The following is a 16,792-nucleotide window of genomic DNA, read 5'->3' on the forward strand; positions in this document are numbered from 1 at the left end:
CCGGGCTCACACCCGGCCGGCCCGCCCCGATCCTGCTCGCCGCACGCCCCGCCCCTGTCGGGGGGGGGGCCCGCCCCCCCCCCCCCCCCCCGGGGGCGCCCCCCCCGGGGGGGGGGGGGGGGGGGGGGGGGGGGGGGGCCCCCCCGGGGGGGGGGCGCGGGGGGCCCCCCCCGGGGCCCCCCCCCCCCTACCGCCCCCCCCCCCCCCCCCGCCCGGGGGGGGGGCGCCCGGGCGGCCCCCCCCCGGCGGGGGCGCCGCCGCATGCTGTGGGGCCGGGGCATCGGTGTGACTGAATTCCCCCCCGTGGTTGTGCAGAAGTCCTCGATCCGGCCTGCTCGTTCCAGGCGGGGCATGAGATCCCGGGCCTGGGGTAGTGGACTTTCGGCAGTGCCGCGGGGGCGCCAGGTTCCGTAGGGTCGCGTTCGTGAGAACAGTGATCACCAAGGCCCGGGTGCCGGCGCCGGTCCTGTCCGCCGGCCTCTTCATGGGGGCCGTGGCGGCCGTCGGCACAGGTGTCGCCACCCTCTGGTGGGGCATACCGGCGGCGGTCTGTGCCTTCCTCGCGGGCTGGCAGCCGGGGCGGAACCGGAGCACGGGGGCGGCCTTGGTCGCCGTGCTCGCGGCCGCCGTCGTGGCTGTGCTCCTGGTGCCGTCGTGGCTGGGTTGGGCGAGCCAGTTCGTGGGGTTGTTGCTCGTTGCGGCGATGCTGCCGTGGTTCGCGGGCCGGTTCCTGCGCCAGTACCGCGAACTGGTGCGGGCCGGGTGGGAACGGGCCGCGCGGCTGGAACGGGAGCAGCATCTGGTCGCCGAACAGGCCCGGTTGCGCGAGCGCACCCGCATCGCGCAGGACATGCATGACCTCCTCGGCCACGACCTCAGCCTCATCGCCCTGTCCGCGGGTGCCCTGCAGCTGGCCCCTGGCCTGTCCGAGGACCACCGGGCCACCGCCCGGGACATCCGCGCCAGGGCGGGAGCCGCCGTGGACCGGCTCGGCGAGGTGATCGGTGTCCTGCGCGAGCCCTCGGACCAGGCTCCGCGGTCCGAGCCCGGCGCTGGGCTCACCGAACTCGAACGCCTGGTGGACCGGGTGGCCGCGGCGGGCCTCGACGTCCGGCTGCGTGTGGAAGGCGAAGCGGCGGCCGGTGATGCCCCGCTGGTCGTCGCGCGGGCCGTGCAGCGCGTCGTCCAAGAGGCGTTGACGAACGTGGCCAAGCACGCGCCGGGGCACCGGGTGACCGTCGCCGTCCGGCACACGGAAGGACGGACCGAGGTCAGTGTGACGAACGAGCCGGTGTCCACCGGGCCCTCGGCCCACCATGACCACGCCGCCCGTCCCGCACCGGGGTCCCGGCCCGCCGCACCCGGCGAGGGCCACCGCTTCGGGCTCATCGGCCTGGACGAACGCGTCCGACTGGCCGGTGGCACCTTCACATCCGGCCCCGAGGGCGGCGGGTTCGCCGTCCGGGCCAGGCTCCCGCACCGTCCCGGGCCCGTGCCCCCACCGCGCCGCGCCGAGCCCGGTGCCCCAGGTGACGTCCTGCCTCCTGAGCACCGCAGCGCCCGTCGCCGGCTGGGCCGTACCGCCGCCGCTGCCGTCCTGGTGCCGCTGTGCACCTCCGCGCTGCTCATCGGCGCGGTGCGGGCCTGGGACACCGTGACGGCACGGCAGTCGGTACTCGCCCCCCAGGACTACGCCCTCCTGCACATCGGCCAGCCACGTGCGGACGTGGCGCCCTACCTGCCCGAACGCCAGACGACCCGCCGCCCCGCAGCACCCGCGCCCGCGCCGCACGACGCGGCCTGCGAGTACTACGTACAGGCCAGCGACCCCTTCGACGACCACTCGGGGGACATCTACCGTCTCTGCTTCCGGGGCGGCCGCCTCGTCTCCACCGACGCCTACACCGGGAAGGCCGTCCGATGATCCGGATCCTGATCGCCGACGACGAGCCCATGATCCGCGCAGGCGTCCGCGCGGTCCTGGCCACCGACCCCGGCATCACCGTCGTCGCCGAGGCAGCCGATGGCCACCAGGCGGTGGAGCTGGTCCAGCGCCACCGCCCGCAGGTGGCCGTCCTCGACATCCGGATGCCGGGGACCGGCGGTTTGGAAGCCGCCGCCGAAATACGAAGGACCGTCCCCGAAACGGGCATCGTGATGCTGACGACCTTCGGCGAGGACGAGTACATCCTGCGCGCCCTGAGCGAGGGTGCCGCCGGCTTCCTGATCAAGTCCGGCGAGCCGGAGGAGCTGATCGCCGGCATTCGGGCGGTCGCCGACGGCGCGGCCTACCTCTCACCGAAGGTCGCGGCACGGGTCGTCGCCCATCTCGCCGCCGGCGGTGCGGGCGCCCAGGCCGGCCGCCGCTCCGCGGCCCGCGCCCGCGTCGAGGGGCTCACGGCCCGGGAGCGGGACGTACTCGGCTTCCTCGGCAGCGGGTTCTCCAACGGGCAGATCGCGCGCCGCCTGCGCCTGGCGGAGGGGACGGTGAAGGCCCACGTCAGCTCGATCCTCGCGCGCCTCGGGGTCGACAACCGGGCTGCGGCGGCCGTCGTCGCGCACGAGGCCGGCGTGGTCCCGGTGCCGCCCGACCGACTGACGTACGAGGAAGGCTGACACCGCGCGTACGGCAATCGGTAGGACGAGGAGCCACACGGTCACCACGGCCGTGGCACCGACCGCCGCGCCCGCCAGGACGTCGTGCGGATAGTGCACCCCGACCAGCACCCGCAAGAGCGCGGCCGCCCCGGCCACCGGCAGCGCCAGGGCCGCGAGCCGAGGACGTACCAGGATCACGCCAACTGCCAACGCGACGGCCAGGGTTGCGTGATTGCTGGTGAACGACCAGTCGCCCTGCTCGGGACACGAGGCGAGGGCCGAGACCCCTGGCAGGGACCGGCACGGGCGTTCCTCGTCGACGAGGAGTTTGATCGCCTCGCTGAGGCCGTAGGCGACGACGGTCCCGGCGGCGGTCACTGCTACCCCGGCCAGGCCCGGCGCGTCACGGCGGCGAAGGGCGTTCCAGCCGACCCAGGCCATGAGCAGGCCCAGGAGCAGCAGGGTGCCCTCACTCGCCGCTTCCAGGACGGTCCCGGCCCACGCCGGCCCGTCCGCAACGCTCCCGGTCAGCGCCCGGTAAACCCTCGCCGAGAGGCCCGCCGTGACGTGCACGGGTTCGTTCGTGCCCAGGGTGCCGTCGGGTGCCAGCCACACCACGACCGCGGCCCCCGCCCCGGCCGACGCGACCGCCCCCGGCAGCCGCAGACCCCACCCGTATCGCTTGATCGATTCCATGCCGCCGACGGTAGGAACACCGTAGGACGGATGCCCTGACCGAAGGTCAGCCCCGTACCCCGACGATCGTCAGGGTTGACCGGTACAGGCTGAGGGGAGACGGGACGAGCCTTGGAGATCCGGAGGCGGCCGCGAAGCCGGATCACCGCGCGGGAAGGGCTTCGATGGGCGGTGACGGGGCTGTGTCGTGGGGTTGGTCGCGGATCGATGAACTCGCGCCCCAGGAGGGGCGTTTCACTCGACGTAGTCGGCCGGCCGGCGCGGCCAGTGTTCGGGCTGCGGCGACCGCGATGGCTTGGCCCGCCGGTCAGTCGACGCCTTCGGTGATGCGGAAGTCGCGCTCGACGCCGTCGGGGAGGGCCACCAGGGCCTTCTGGTATGCCTCGCTCTCGTATGCCGCGACGGCCTGTTCAAAGCTGTCGAACTCGATCAGGACGACGCGTTGCGTGATTCCGGCCTCGTGGGCGACGACTCGACGGCCGCGGGACAGGAGGCGCCCGCCTCCGGCCCGGACAGCCGGACCGGCCAGCTTGTCGTAGGCAGCCAGCCCCTCGGAGTCGGAAACGGCAGGGTAGACACTGACCCAGTAGCCCTTAGGCACGGAAACCTCCTGTGTTCGGTCGGACACATCCGACGTCGAATTGACACTCAGATCGGTCGATCCCGAAGACGACGAGTACTGAGGTCAGTTGAACCGTCATACGTGCACGTTAGGACTCGATGTGAGGTCGAGGGAAAGACCGGTACGGGATAGGCTCAGAACGGATCGTTATCAATCGGCAGGGAGGGTACGTGGCGCCGGATACGGTCAGCCTGCGGTACTTCCTGGTGCTGGCGCAGGAGTTGAACTTCACCCGCGCGGCCGCCCGGATCGGTATCGCACAGCCCGCACTCAGCGCCCGGATACGCCGATTGGAAACGCAGCTCGGTACGGCCCTGCTGGTCCGCAACACGCGGAGCGTCGAACTGACCACCGCCGGTGCGGCTTTGGCGGAGTCCGCGCCGCCCGCCCTGGCGGCGCTGGACCGGGCATGGGACACCGCCCGGAGCGCGGCGGCCGGTGAACTGGGCACCCTGCGCATCGGATACAGCCTCAGCGCCGGGGCCGAGACCGCACCGGCCCTGGTGGACAGGCTGATGCGCAGCAGTCCCGGACTCACGGTCGGCGCGGTCCCGATGGCGACACCGGAAATCTCACCCGCGGTCGCCGACGGCCGCATCGATGCCGGGATCACCCGCGGTGCACAGCCGGGCCGCGGCGTGCGCCGGTTCCTGCTGCGACGTGCGCGCATCGGGGTCCAGCTGGCGCAGCACCATCCGCTGGCCGAACACCCGGAGATCGAGATCGCCGACGCGGCCGCGTATCCGCTGCGACTCCCCGACCGTGCGGCCAACCCCGTGATCCACGACCAGTTGTCCGCGCTGTTCCGAGACGTCCGACCACACCCCCGATTCCACACGCCCGCAGTCGCTTTCGACATGTCTCAACGCGACCTGCACGACGGGATCACCCTCGCCCCGGCCGGAGAAGCCGCGGTCACGGCAGCGCCGCCAGGCCTGACGTGGCGACCGCTGCGGGGTGCACCCAGCCTGACGATCCACCTGGTCCTCCCACACGAGCAGTCGCCGCTCCACCACCGCATCCGTGCCGCCGCCAAAACCCTGGCACACGAGCTGCGTTGGCTGCCGGACTGACGCGCAAACCGCGGCCAACCGGCCTGGAAAGCACCACGCCTCCCCATGCGAGCCCACCAGCCTTCCTTGCGGGCGCTCACGGCTCTCGGTGGCGGAGAGGCACACAACTCTTGGGTCGTCGTCACGCCGGCCAGCGACGGGAACCGGGTTACCAGCGGGCGCGCAGGACTCCGTCGCTGTCCGGCAGGGCGGCGCGGAGGAGCGGGTGGCGTTCGTCTAGGTAGAGCGGCAGGGCGCAGGCCGCGCGGGCGTCGGCCACAAGGGCGGCCAACTCCTCGTACTCGGTGTCGTCGACGATCGCGTGGCTGATCGTTCCGTCCTGCGCCTCCCAGACGAACTCCACGGAGTCCTCCTCGGGCAGCGCGGCGAGTACCGCGTCGACGTCCGGGGTCAGGTCGGGCCAGACGGTCAGCAGGGCGCGCGGGCCGAGACCGGCGCGCACCGTGTCGAGGTTTTCCGGAGTGAGGCGGTGCCAGCGTGCGGCGTTGGCCACGTAGGTCTCGTCGAGGAGCAGCGTCTGCCGTGAGGCGAGCGCGGTGCGCACGCGCGCCCAGAAGTCCTCGTCGGCCGGCTCCGTCACCTCCGCCTCGTCGAACTCAGCCGCGTATGGCGAGGCCGTCAGTGGTTCCGGGAAGAGGCCGAGTTCGCGCGTACGCGCCACGGCTTGTTCGCAGGGCCGGTTGCTGCCCACGTACACGTACTGGTCCCACCCGACGTGCGCGGTGAACTCATCCCCTGCCTCCAGCCGACACCAGGCGCCCTGGTCGCGGAGCATGGCCCGGACCAGTTCCAGGGCGACCGGAAGGGAGACTTCGGCCCCGTCGTGGTAACCGGTGAGGTCTGGCGGAAACAGCCCGCCGAGGCCGTGCCCCTCGACGGCCGGCTCCCGGCCGAAGTGGACGAAGCCGGTGACCGCAGGCTCGCGTATCTCCAGCCGGTCGATGTCCGAGGCCTCCGCGAAGGCGGCGATCGCCGCCAGGTACGCCGTCTCGACCGGCCCGTGGTCGCTGACCGTGTCCTCGGCGCCGGTGTAGTAGCCGCGCTCGTCACGGTCGGCGGGGTCGTACTTGGTGATGCGGTGAACGTAGGACGGCGGCATGCTGCTCCCCGGACGGTCAGAAGGAGTGCCAGCGTAGTTCCCGGCCCCGAAGGGCGTTCTGTCGGGCCCGTGCACGCCCTTCCTCCGTCTGCGCATTTCCGTTGCCCCGGCTCTCCATCAGCCTGAACTGGGCGTTAGCCTCGGCGAATGATTCCTGGGCCCTCGAAGGTCATCACCCGGCACCGTGACGGGCTGATCCACAGCTACGTGATCGATGCCGGCACGTTCGGGACGTTGCAGCCCGTCGCGGTGTATCAGCCGCGGGGCGGCGACGAGGTCGAGACGTCGGTGGTTCGGCCCGATCTGGAGCGGGTCGTGTATACGACGCTGAACGGAGTCGTCTGCCTCACCCGCGACGGTGACTTGGTTTGGGCGTCGGACTTCGAGCGGCACTCAGACGTGCGCCATGGCCACCGGCCTGGCTGTGCGCTGTCTCTGGACGGCCGGGCTGTATGGGTCTACAGGCCGGACGCGATGGCGGGGCGCGGGGATGGAGACCAATGGGTCGTTTACGACGCCGACAGCGGCGCGGTCCTCGCCCGCCGGGAGCTGGAGACATTCGGACACGGTGCCGGGCACTACGTGCATCCCGTGGACGGCAGCATCTACCTCGACATCGGTGAGGGCCAAGACGGCTCCCTCATTGTCCGCGGTGCGGCCGACGTCGACGGTGAGGTCGACTTCGTGCCGTACCCGTGGCCGGACCGCTGCCTGATCAGCTTGGCGCCGGGCGGAGAACGATTCATGACCGTCGACCACGGACAGGCCGATGTCGCTTTTCACCGCCACCCCAGCGGTGACGTTCTCTTCACTCTCCCTGTCGAGGCCTTCGGATATGACCCCGAAGAGGCGTTCGTGGAATGGTGCGGCGGCTACCTGACCTCGGACACGACCGTCGTCACACTGGGCGGTGAGAGCGAGGACGAGGAGGAGTGGTTCCGCTACCACCTGGTTGACGTGAACACGGGCCTGATCGGCGGTGAGATCGCCGTCGCGGTGACCAATCCGTACGAACTGGAGCTTCTGGGTGACGGCTCCTGGCTCACCGACGGCCCCGACGGTCACCCTGTCCGCTGGACCCGCGCTCCGTACACGGCCGGTTGAACGGGCACCTTGATGCCGTCACGATTGGCCTCACTCGGCTGTCTCGGCTTCTCCACTGGTGGTTTTCTAGCTGCGAGGGTCCGGGAGCGAAGAGATAGTCACCTGTGTCGCACCGCCGAGGTCGGGTCATATCGAGCCGTGCTGCGCTGACATCCCGTCGATCAGGGCCCGCGTCATGAGGGCGTGATCCCCTGGCCTTCGGTAAGTGGGAGGCGCCGTATAACGCTGGCCGACCCGGTGAAGGTAGGTTGAACCACCCAGGTGGCCGGAGGCCGTGGGGAGGAGCTGCTGTGACAGAGATCGAGGTCCCGGGGCCTGAGCCCGACTGGCAGCCGGCTACACAACCGCCCTACGGAACCGGCAAGAACCCCGCCCACCAGTACAGCGTGTGGGAACACCACGCCCCGCTCTTCCAGATGATCGGAGGGCTGGCGCTGCCGGTGCAGCCCGTGGCCCAGCGGCTGCGTCTGCAGGTGGAGCGGTCGTGGGACGGGCTCGACGAGCTCGACGTCGTACTGTTCCGGCTGAAGGGTTTCAGCTTCGCGATCAGCAAGCACGACGGCAATCCGGTGGGTGTCTCGTTCGTCTGGCTGACCGAGCCGCATGAGCAAGCCGACAAGGCCCTGGACACGCTCCTGGAAGTAGTCGGGATCGGGGAGGACGCCGTCGCATTCCGCGGAGACGCTCACGAGGACCCAGCAGAGCGCACCGCTACGGCGCACGTCTCCTTGGCGACCTCTCTATGGGCAAGGTTCCGGCATGCGATCGGCTGGCCCTAGGAGGCCTGGTAGGCACCTTCGACGCTTGACAGCGGTCATGGGGTATCGGTCACAGTCGGCACCAGTGTCGTTGCGCGAGCGTGAGTGCAGCCGTACGCAGGGAACGCCCTCGTCGCGAGCAGTGGCCCGCCGCGGCCTGGGGCGTGTTCCGGGGCGGGGTGTGGGATCCGGCCATGGTTCCGTCACCTGACCGGCCCATCCGGGCCTAGAGTGTGCGCGTGACCGAGCAGAACTCCGAACTCATCGCCGGCCGCTACCGACGGGTCGAACGCATCGGCCAGGGCGGTATGGGCCGGGTCTGGCGGGGTGTCGACCAGCAGCTTTTCGGGCGCGAGGTCGCCATCAAGGAGATCCTCTTCCCGGCGGGGCTCGACGACGGCGACCGCGCGACGCTGCTCAGACGCTTCACCGGCGAAGCCCGCGCGGCGGTCACTCTCAGCCATCCCGGGATCATCACCATCCACGACGTCGTGGAGCACCGCGGTGCCCCCGTCATCGTCATGGAGTTCATCCGGGGGCAGTCCCTCGCCGCGGCCATTCGCCAGCAGGGCCGGTTGTCCGTGCAGCGGGTGGCGGAGATGGGGGCCGCCCTGCTCGACGCGCTCGCCGAAGCGCACGACGCGGGGATCGTCCACCGCGACATCAAGCCGGACAACGTGCTCCTGACCAAGGACCGCGTCGTCCTCACCGACTTCGGCATCGCCCACCTGGCCGACGCCACGACCAAGCTCAGCCACAGCGGGACCGTCATCGGCACCCCGCAGTACATGCCCCCGGAGCAGTTGGAGGGCAAGCGTCCGACCCCCGCGAACGACCTGTGGGCGCTCGGCGCGACCCTGTACCACGCCGTCGAGGGGCATCCGCCGTTCGAAGCCGACGGGCTCCACGCCCTGGCCGTAGCCGTCTTCACCCGTCCCCACCGGCCGCCGGTGCACGCCGGCCCGCTGGCGCCGGCTCTGGACGCGCTCCTCACCAAGGACCCGCTGCGACGGGTCGGCGCCGCCGAGGCCGCCGAGCTGCTCGCGTCGGCGCTGCGGTCCTCCCGGTCCGGGACGGACACGGCCGCGCAGACCGGCCCGCGCGTGCCCGGGCCGGAAACCGTCCCCGGGCCGACCCCCGACCCGCAGGCGCCGACGGAACACGCCCCGGCGCCGGCCGAGCGGGCTGGGGAACCGCCGTCCACGCCACCCGTGCCCACCCACGCGCCGACCCCCACTCCCACCGCCGAAGACGTGGTCTCGCTCGGCCGTACGGACGAGAAGGGGCGGGCCGAGGGGGCGTCCGCCCGGCGGCGCGCCTTCACGCGGAGATCAGCCGTGCTGGGCGTGGCCATGGCCACGCTCGTAGCCGGCTCCGTCCTCACCTGGAAGCTGACCCGTGACTCCCCGCCCGGCGGCGGCGCGTCCGGCGGCGGCTCCGGAGCTGCCCCCGTCACCGTGGTCATCGGGGTGGACGCACCGCTCAGCGGTGACCTGTCGGCCATGGGCGTCGGTATCAAGAACTCCGCCGACCTGGCCGTCAGGACCTCCAACCGGACCCGGCACGTGCCCGGCGTGAACTTCGAGATCAAAGCCATGGACGACGAGGCCGTTCCCGCCAAGGGCCGCTCGAACGCCACCCGGTTCGTCGCGGACGGCAAGGTGCTGGGCGTCGTCGGGCCGCTCAACTCGGCAGTCGCCCAGAGCATGGCCGAACCGCTCGGACAGGCCGACCTGGTCAACGTGTCACCGGCCAACACCAACCCCGCGCTGACACTGGGCCCCCGCTGGGCCGAGGGCTTCACGTCCCGCCCGTACAAGAGCTACTTCCGCACCGTCGCCACGGACGTCGACCAAGGGCCGTTCGCCGGCCGGTACCTCCATGACGAGGCCCGGAAGAGCAAGGCCTACGTCATCGACGACAGCAGTTCCTACGGCGCCAGCCTGACCGCCGGATTCCGGGCCGAGTTCACGAAGCTCGGCGGGACCGTCGTGGGCACGGACCAGGTGGATCCCGCGCAGGCGGACTTCGCCTACCTGGCCTCCCAGATCCGGGCCTCCGGCGCCGACGCCGTGTACTTCGGCGGCTACTACACCACCGCCGGGCCGCTCTCCCAGCAGCTCAAGCAGGCGGGCGTGACCGTCCCCCTCATGGGTGGCGACGGCGTCTTCGACCAGCAGTTCATCACGACGAACCCGAAGGCGGAGGGCGACCTCGCCACCGGCATCGGCGTTCCCGCCGAGGGCCTGGCGAAGGGAGAGGAATTCCTCACGCAGTACCGGCAGGCCGGGTACCCGGAGGCGGCCGGTTCCTACGGCCCCTACGCCTACGACGCGACCTGGGCCCTCATCGAGGCGGTGAAGGCCGTCGTGGAGGCCAACGGCGGAACCCTCCCCCCGGACGCCCGGGCGAAGATGCCGCAGGCCGTGTCCGGGCTGGCGTTCGACGGCGTGACGGGGCGCGTGGCCTTCGACGAGTACGGCGACACGGTCAACCGCCAACTGACGGTGTACGCGGTGAAGGGGGGCAGCTGGACGACCGTGAAGAGCGGTCCCAGCAATCCCATGAACTCCAGCACCCCCTGATCCCTCCCCGCAGGACCGCGCCCGCCCGGTGTCGGCCGTACGGAGGGGGAGAGGGGCGGTGCGAGTGCCCTCACGACGAGGACCCACGCACCGACGCCCGCTACGCGCCCCTGGACCTAGACCCGGATCCCGACCCGGACACGGATCCCGACCCCGCTCCCGACCCGGACCCCGCCCCGGAGTCAGACCGTGACGCGACGTCCGCCGCCTCCGGCCCCGCGTCCTCCCGCGCGCTGCGCAGGACCACGGTGCTGTACGACTCCAGCCGCAGCCTGCTGTCCGCCTTCAGCTCCCGCTCGTCCGGGGCGTCCGTGCTCGCGGTGTCGACCAGCAGCGTCCAGCGGACCGCGAACCGGTCGCCCGGGAGGCGGAAGTCGACGGCCGTGTCCGAGCCGTTGAACATCAGCAGGAACGAATCGTCAGTGACCCGGTTGCCGTAGCGGTCCGGCTCGGTGATCGCCTCGCCGTTGAGGAACACGGTCAGCGCGGCCGCATGGGGCCACGTCCAGTCCTCCTCCTGCATCGGCCTGGCATCGGGGCGCAGCCACTCGACGTCCGCCGGCAGCCGGCCCGCTGGTCCGGCGGCCCGCCCGGAGAAGAAGCGCCGGCGCCGCAGCACCGGGTGCGCGCGGCGGAGCCGGATGAGGCCGGAGGTGAAGTCGAGGAGTCGACGCCCGCGTTCGTCGAGGTCCCAGTCGATCCACGCGGTCGGGTTGTCCTGGCAGTACGCGTTGTTGTTGCCGCCCTGGGTACGTCCCAGCTCGTCCCCGTGGCTGATCATCGGGATGCCCTGGGAGAGGATCAGCGTGGTCATCAGGTTGCGCTGCTGCCTTTCCCGCAGCGCCAGAACGCCGGGGTCGTCCGTCTCGCCCTCCACGCCGCAGTTCCAGGAGCGGTTGTGGTCCTCGCCGTCCCGGCCGTCCTCGCCGTTCTCGTCGTTGTGCTTGCGGTCGTACGACACCAGGTCGCGCAACGTGAACCCGTCGTGGGCCGTGACGAAGTTGACGCTGGCGAGCGGGCGGCGCCGGTCGTGTTCGTACAGGTCGGCGGAGCCGGTGATGCGGGAGGCGAACTCGCCGAGGGTGCCGTCGGCGCCGCGCCAGTAGTCCCGTACGGCGTCGCGGTAGCGGCCGTTCCACTCCGACCACAGGGGTGGGAAGTTGCCGACCTGATAGCCGCCTTCGCCGAGGTCCCACGGCTCGGCGATGAGCTTGACACGGCTGATCACCGGGTCCTGCTGGATGACGTCGAAGAAGGCGGAGAGGCGGTCGACCTCGTGGAACTGGCGGGCGAGGGTGGCGGCGAGGTCGAACCGGAAGCCGTCGACGTGCATCTCCTGCACCCAGTAGCGCAGAGAGTCCATGATGAGCTGGAGCACGTTCGGGTGGCGCATCAGCAGGCTGTTGCCGGTGCCCGTGGTGTCGTAGTACTGGGAGCGGTCCTCGTCGACCAGGCGGTAGTAGGCCGCGTTGTCGATCCCCTTGAACGCCAGGACGGGGCCCTTGTCGTTCCCCTCGGCGGTGTGGTTGTAGACCACGTCGAGGATCACCTCGATGCCCGCCGCGTGCAGCGCCTTCACCATCTGCTTGAACTCGGTGACCTGCGCTCCGCGGCCGCCGGTGGCCGCGTAGGCGTTGTGCGGGGCGAAGAACCCGATGGTGTTGTAGCCCCAGTAGTTCGACAGGCCCTTCTCCGCCAGGTGGCCGTCCTGGACGAACTGGTGCACGGGCATCAGCTCCAGCGCGGTCACCCCCAGGCTCGTGAGGTGCTCCAGGATGGCGGGGTGGGCGATGCCCGCGTACGTGCCGCGCAGTTCCTCCGGCAGGGCGGGGTGGGTGCGCGTGAGGCCGCGTACGTGGCCCTCGTAGATGACGCTCTCGGAGTACGTGTAGCCGGGCGGCTTGTCGTCGCCCCAGTCGAAGCCGCGATCGGTGACCACCGACAGCATGGTGTGGCCGGCGCTGTCCAGGGTGTTGGGTTCCGCGCCGTCCGCGAAGTGGTGGCCGTAGAGCGACTCGTGGTGGTCCAGCCCGCCGTCGATCGCCGTCGCGTACGGGTCCAGCAGCAGCTTGTCCGGATTGCAGCGGTGCCCGGCCGCCGGGTCGAAGGGGCCGCTCACGCGGTAGCCGTACCGCTGGCCGGCCCCCACGTCCGGAAGGTAGATGTGCCAGGCGGACCGGTCGATCTCGGTCATCGGCACGCGCGTCTCGTGCCCCGCCTCGTCGAGCAGAACCAGGTCCACGCCCGTCGCGACCTCGGAGAACAGAGCGAAGTTGGTTCCGGAGCCGTCGTACGTCGCTCCCAGGGGATACGGTTTGCCCGTCCATGTGCGCATATGGTCACGCTACTGTCGGCGGGGCCGCGGGGCCCGCTGGTCCGTCGGCCAGGGTGTCGCCGCGCCGCCCGGCCCGATCCGCACGAGCCCGGCGCGCATGAGCCCGACACACACGAGCCCCGCACGCATCGGCCCCGACACGCATGACTGCGCCGCGGCGGGTTACACGGCCGCCATGAGACGTGGCGGCACCGTCGGCGGCTGAGCCGGCCGCCGCCACTCCACTTCGACAGGGGGGATGGTCATGGGAACCGCGACGCGGGTGCCGCAGCACGACGACGTGAGGGCGGTGGCGGGCGGACTGGAGGTGGAGGGCGAGGAGCTGTCCGCCGAGGAGGCCTTGGCCGCGTTGCGGCGCTACGGGCGCTGGAGCCTCGTACGGGACTCCTTCATCCGGTTCCGGTACGCGGACGGTTTCAGCCACTCCCGCGCGCTGGCCCTGCAGACGGTGCTGTCGATCGTCCCGCTGGCCATCGCCGTCATCGGGCTGTCCAGCGCGCTGCACACCGAGGACATAGGCCGGATCGCCGAACTGACGATCCGCCGGCTCGCCAGCGGGCCGAGCCAGAAGGTGGTGGACGACGCGCTGGCGCAGAGCCGTCACCAGCCCGGGGATGGTGGCGAGGCCGCCCTCTGGCTGGGCCTGATGTTCTCCGTCGTCAACGTGACCACGGCCCTGTGCCAGGTGGAGCGGGGCGCCAACCGCATCTACGGGATCGAGCGCGACCGGCCGTTCCTGTACAAGTACACCCGCGGGCTGGTCATGTCCGTACTGGCCGGACTGCCCCTCGGGCTCAGCTTCGCCGTCACCGTCCTCGGCGCCCACCTGAGCCGCGCCGTGGCGGAGGTCTATCACCTCGGCCCGGGCACCGTGCGGGCGTGGGACCTGCTGCGCTGGCCCTTGGGAGTGCTGCTTGCCATCCTCGCCACCAGCGCCATCTTCCGGCTCTCGCCCCGCCGCAGCCAGCCGGGTTACACCTGGCTGGCCTTCGGCGCGACCGTGTATCTGGTGCTGTGGCTGCTGGCGACGTGGGGGCTGAGCCTGTACGTCGGGGCCAGCGGCTCCTTCGCCGCCGTGTACGGGCCCCTCAGCGCGTTCGTGTCGCTGCTGCTGTGGTCCTACCTGACCTCGATGGCCCTGTTCCTGGGGCTGGCCTTCGCCGCCCAGCTGGAGGCCGCTCGGGCCGGGGTGGTGCGACCGGCCAAGGAGGATCCGGGGGTCTGAAACGGGGCGCGCGAGCGGCGGGGCCGTCCTCGCGGTTGCCTGCGCCGCCCGTACTGCCTGTACTGCCTGCACCGGACGCCCCCTAGCGCGACGCGTCGCTCACGATGCGGCAGTCGCGCGCGCCCGCCTCGCCGTCGGCGGCCCAGGCGGTGCGCAGCCGTTCCCGGGCCGCCGCCAGCGCGGACTCGATGTCCCGTGTGCCGGTCGACACGCACAGGGTGTACACCACGTCCTCCATCCGCTGCCGCGCCGGTTCGCGCCGGTCCGCGGGGTGCGGCTGCGCCACTGCTTCGTATTCCTCCACCAGACGCGCCAGCACCGCGGGGTGAGCCATCAGCACGATCTCGCTCCTTCACGAACGACGTCTTCACAGGGGGCCTGGACGCCACCGACGCGTCGTCTGCCCCCGGCCGCGGATCCCATGCACCGCCGGCACGGCAGGCGCGGGGGGCCGGTGGAAACCGGCCGTGCCCGGCCTGCCGCCCGGGGCGTCACGTCAGGTGAAGCGGTCGGGTCAGCCGCGGCCGGCCCGGTGACGCGGACGGTGACCGTCGCGGCGGGTCACCAGCAGCAGGGCCAGCAGCATCGGTGCGATCAGCAGGATCATGGTCGCCATGGCGGTTGGTCTCCTCGCGATCGGGTCCTCGTGGACTTCTTCGACTTCTTGGAGTTCTTCGACTTCTTCGACTTCCTCAAGCCCTTCGCGCATGTCCGCCGGGACGCCGCCGAAACGCGCGGAACGGGCGAAGCCCGCCGGCCGCGGACGCCGGAAACGTTCCTTCTTCGCTCCCGTCGCGTGTTTCCCCGCGCTCACCCGTGCAGATCGGCGCCGGGAGGGCAGGCGCGGAGTGACCTGGCAGGCGCGAGGAAGGACGGACACCGTGGCACGACCGAGGATTCTCGTAGTGGGAGCCGGATTCGCCGGAGTCGAATGCACCCGTCGGCTGGAGCGCAGGCTGTCACCCGCGGAGGCGGACATCAGCCTGGTCACGCCCAACTCCTACCAGTTGTACCTGCCGTTGCTGCCCCAAGTCGCCTCCGGCGTGCTCACCCCGCAGTCCATCGCCGTCTCCTTGCGTCGCAGCAGCCGCTACCGCACCCGGATCATCCCCGGCGGCGCCGTCGGCGTGGACACCGAGGCGAAGATCTGCATCGTGCGGAAGATCACCGGTGAGCTGACGGAACACGCGTACGACTACCTGGTGTTGGCTCCCGGCAGCATCACCCGTACGTTCGACATCCCCGGCCTCACCGAGCACGCCCGCGGCATGAAGACACTCGCCGAGGCCACCTATCTGCGCGACCACGTCATCGCACAGCTCGACCTGGCCGACGCGAGCCAGGACGAGGAGGAGCGGGCCGCCCGGCTCTGCTTCGTCGTGGTCGGCGGCGGGTACGCCGGCACGGAGACGGCCGCATGCCTCCAGCGGCTCACGCACCACGCCGTCACGCGCTACCCCCGGCTGGACCCCCGCCAGATCAACTGGCACCTCCTCGACCTCGCGCCGAAGTTGATGCCCGAACTCGGCGACACCCTCGGGCAGGTGGCCCTGGACGTCATCCGCCGCCGCGGCATCCAGGTCTCCCTCGGCGTCAGCGTCGCCGAGGCCGGACCCACGGAGGTGAAGCTGACCGACGGCCGGGTGCTGCCCAGCAGGACCCTGATCTGGACCGCCGGAGTCGCCGCCAGCCCGCTGATCGGCACGCTCGACGCGGAAACCGTCCGTGGCCGGCTCGTGGTGACCCCGGAGATGACCGTGCCCGGTGCGGCCGGAGTGTTCGCGCTGGGAGACGCGGCGGCCGTGCCCGACCTCGCCGCCAAGGACAAGGACGCGATCTGCCCGCCGACGGCGCAGCACGCCCTGCGTCAGGGGCGCGCCGTCGCGGACAACCTGATCGCGACCCTGCGCCACCAGCCCCTTCGCCCGTACGTGCACAAGGACCTGGGGCTGGTCGTCGACCTCGGGGGCGCCGACGCGGTGTCCAAGCCGCTGGGCATCCCGCTGCGCGGGCTCCCGGCCCAGGCGGTGGCCCGCGGCTACCACTGGTCGGCCCTGCGCACCGGCGTCGCCAAGACGCGCGTCCTGACCAACTGGCTGCTGAACGCGGCGGCCGGCGACGACTTCGTGCGGATCGGGTACCGCTCCTCGAAGCCGCCGACGCTGCGCGAGTTCGAGTACACGGACGCCTACCTGACGCCCGATCAGGTCAGGGCCCACACGGCGGCCCTGCACGCCCGGGGCTGAAGACGCCGGAACGGCCGGGGCGGCCGGGACCTACCAGGCCAGCTCCACGTGGACGCTCTTGCCGTCGTGGCGGGGGACGACGCGCACCCGGCGGGCGAGGGTACGGACGATGGTCCACCCGCGTCCGCCGGTCTGGTCGGGGGTCCGGGAGCGCGGGGGGACCGGGCTCGTGTCCCGCACGGTGATCTCGATCCCGCCGGGCAGCAGGCCGAGTTCCAGGACGAAGGGCCCCGGAGCGTGGCGCACGGCGTTGGTCACCAGTTCGGAGACGACGAGCAGGGCGTCGTCGTGAAAGGTGCGGTGCGCGGGCGGGGCGTGGTGGCGCAAGAAGGCGCCGGCCGCCTGCCGCGCCTCGGCGATGCAGCCGCGCGCGCCGTCGAAGTCCGCGCGCACCTGCGTACGACGGACGTCCTGCGCAATGGCCGACGGGAGCTCCATCCCCCACACCCCT

General features: G+C 71.7%; 14 protein-coding genes and 1 pseudogene. 8 read left to right on the plus strand and 7 right to left on the minus strand.

Annotation, left to right across the window (positions count from 1 at the left end; genetic code table 11):
- Positions 1-424: 424 nt before the first annotated feature.
- Positions 425-1,924 carry a sensor histidine kinase gene (locus ACF059_RS30305; protein ID WP_392063392.1) on the plus strand — a complete coding sequence of 500 codons (1,500 nt, stop codon included), beginning with the start codon at positions 425-427 and terminating at the stop codon, positions 1,922-1,924.
- Complete coding sequence (locus ACF059_RS30310) at positions 1,921-2,616, plus strand: response regulator (RefSeq protein WP_392063394.1); 696 nt, start codon at positions 1,921-1,923, stop codon at positions 2,614-2,616. Before ACF059_RS30305 ends, ACF059_RS30310 begins: the two co-directional genes overlap by 4 nt.
- 36 nt (positions 2,617-2,652) lie before the next feature.
- Here the strand turns inward: ACF059_RS30310 and ACF059_RS30315 are convergent.
- A pseudogene (locus tag ACF059_RS30315) lies at positions 2,653-3,294 on the minus strand (phosphatase PAP2 family protein); the annotation flags it as partial.
- A 307-nt stretch (positions 3,295-3,601) separates the two neighbouring features.
- A complete protein-coding gene (locus ACF059_RS30320) occupies positions 3,602-3,895 on the minus strand; it encodes a DUF1330 domain-containing protein (RefSeq protein ID WP_392063396.1) in 294 nt (97 codons plus the stop codon).
- Between the two features lie 191 nt (positions 3,896-4,086).
- Between ACF059_RS30320 and ACF059_RS30325 the strand changes: the two genes are divergently transcribed.
- Positions 4,087-4,989 carry a LysR substrate-binding domain-containing protein gene (locus ACF059_RS30325; RefSeq protein WP_392063399.1) on the plus strand — a complete coding sequence of 301 codons (903 nt, stop codon included), beginning with the start codon at positions 4,087-4,089 and terminating at the stop codon, positions 4,987-4,989.
- 148 nt (positions 4,990-5,137) lie between these two features.
- Here the strand turns inward: ACF059_RS30325 and ACF059_RS30330 are convergent, their stop codons facing one another.
- Entirely contained in the window at positions 5,138-6,088 is a 951-nt protein-coding gene (locus ACF059_RS30330) for an RNA-binding protein (protein WP_392063402.1), read from the minus strand.
- 147 nt (positions 6,089-6,235) lie between these two features.
- Between ACF059_RS30330 and ACF059_RS30335 the strand changes: the two genes are divergently transcribed.
- The 3 genes from ACF059_RS30335 (at position 6,236) to ACF059_RS30345 (ending at position 10,535) form a co-directional block, all read left to right on the plus strand.
- Positions 6,236-7,192 (plus strand): hypothetical protein, encoded by a 957-nt coding sequence (locus ACF059_RS30335; protein ID WP_392063404.1) that lies wholly within the window; start codon positions 6,236-6,238, stop codon positions 7,190-7,192.
- A gap of 290 nt (positions 7,193-7,482) precedes the next feature.
- Positions 7,483-7,971 carry a hypothetical protein gene (locus tag ACF059_RS30340; protein ID WP_392063407.1) on the plus strand — a complete coding sequence of 163 codons (489 nt, stop codon included), beginning with the start codon at positions 7,483-7,485 and terminating at the stop codon, positions 7,969-7,971.
- A gap of 218 nt (positions 7,972-8,189) precedes the next feature.
- Positions 8,190-10,535 carry a bifunctional serine/threonine-protein kinase/ABC transporter substrate-binding protein gene (locus tag ACF059_RS30345; RefSeq protein ID WP_392063410.1) on the plus strand — a complete coding sequence of 782 codons (2,346 nt, stop codon included), beginning with the start codon at positions 8,190-8,192 and terminating at the stop codon, positions 10,533-10,535.
- A gap of 100 nt (positions 10,536-10,635) precedes the next feature.
- Here ACF059_RS30345 and glgX read toward each other — a convergent pair whose 3' ends face one another.
- The gene (gene glgX, locus ACF059_RS30350; RefSeq protein ID WP_392063412.1) at positions 10,636-12,870 is read right to left on the minus strand and encodes a glycogen debranching protein GlgX; all 2,235 of its coding nucleotides are present in this window, start codon (positions 12,868-12,870) and stop codon (positions 10,636-10,638) included.
- Between the two features lie 244 nt (positions 12,871-13,114).
- Here glgX and ACF059_RS30355 point away from each other — a divergent pair, with 244 nt between their 5' ends.
- Positions 13,115-14,095 (plus strand): YihY/virulence factor BrkB family protein, encoded by a 981-nt coding sequence (locus ACF059_RS30355; protein ID WP_392063415.1) that lies wholly within the window; start codon positions 13,115-13,117, stop codon positions 14,093-14,095.
- Positions 14,096-14,177: 82 nt separating this feature from the next.
- Here ACF059_RS30355 and ACF059_RS30360 read toward each other — a convergent pair whose 3' ends face one another.
- Complete coding sequence (locus tag ACF059_RS30360; RefSeq protein WP_392063418.1) at positions 14,178-14,435, minus strand: DUF5133 domain-containing protein; 258 nt, start codon at positions 14,433-14,435, stop codon at positions 14,178-14,180.
- A gap of 174 nt (positions 14,436-14,609) precedes the next feature.
- Positions 14,610-14,909, minus strand: coding sequence for a hypothetical protein (locus tag ACF059_RS30365; protein WP_392063421.1), 300 nt, complete (start codon positions 14,907-14,909; stop codon positions 14,610-14,612).
- A gap of 67 nt (positions 14,910-14,976) precedes the next feature.
- Here ACF059_RS30365 and ACF059_RS30370 point away from each other — a divergent pair, with 67 nt between their 5' ends.
- Positions 14,977-16,341, plus strand: a complete 1,365-nt coding sequence (locus ACF059_RS30370) for an NAD(P)/FAD-dependent oxidoreductase (protein WP_392063424.1) — start codon at positions 14,977-14,979, stop codon at positions 16,339-16,341.
- Positions 16,342-16,371: 30 nt separating this feature from the next.
- Here ACF059_RS30370 and ACF059_RS30375 read toward each other — a convergent pair whose 3' ends face one another.
- On the minus strand, positions 16,372-16,779 hold the full coding sequence (locus ACF059_RS30375; protein ID WP_392063427.1) for an ATP-binding protein: 408 nt from the start codon (positions 16,777-16,779) through the stop codon (positions 16,372-16,374).
- Positions 16,780-16,792: the final 13 nt, after the last annotated feature.

Source organism: Streptomyces sp. NPDC016562 (genome assembly GCF_043076955.1).
Taxonomy (GTDB): domain Bacteria; phylum Actinomycetota; class Actinomycetes; order Streptomycetales; family Streptomycetaceae; genus Streptomyces.

Excerpts from the sequence above, each read along its gene's own strand:
- glgX (WP_392063412.1), bottom strand. The coding sequence starts at position 12,870 with ATGCGCACATGGACGGGCAAACCGTATCCCCTGGGAGCGACGTACGAC.
- ACF059_RS30375 (WP_392063427.1), bottom strand. The coding sequence starts at position 16,779 with ATGGAGCTCCCGTCGGCCATTGCGCAGGACGTCCGTCGTACGCAGGTG.
- ACF059_RS30330 (WP_392063402.1), bottom strand. The coding sequence starts at position 6,088 with ATGCCGCCGTCCTACGTTCACCGCATCACCAAGTACGACCCCGCCGAC.
- ACF059_RS30335 (WP_392063404.1), top strand. The coding sequence starts at position 6,236 with ATGATTCCTGGGCCCTCGAAGGTCATCACCCGGCACCGTGACGGGCTG.
- ACF059_RS30310 (WP_392063394.1), top strand. The coding sequence starts at position 1,921 with ATGATCCGGATCCTGATCGCCGACGACGAGCCCATGATCCGCGCAGGC.
- ACF059_RS30355 (WP_392063415.1), top strand. The coding sequence starts at position 13,115 with ATGGGAACCGCGACGCGGGTGCCGCAGCACGACGACGTGAGGGCGGTG.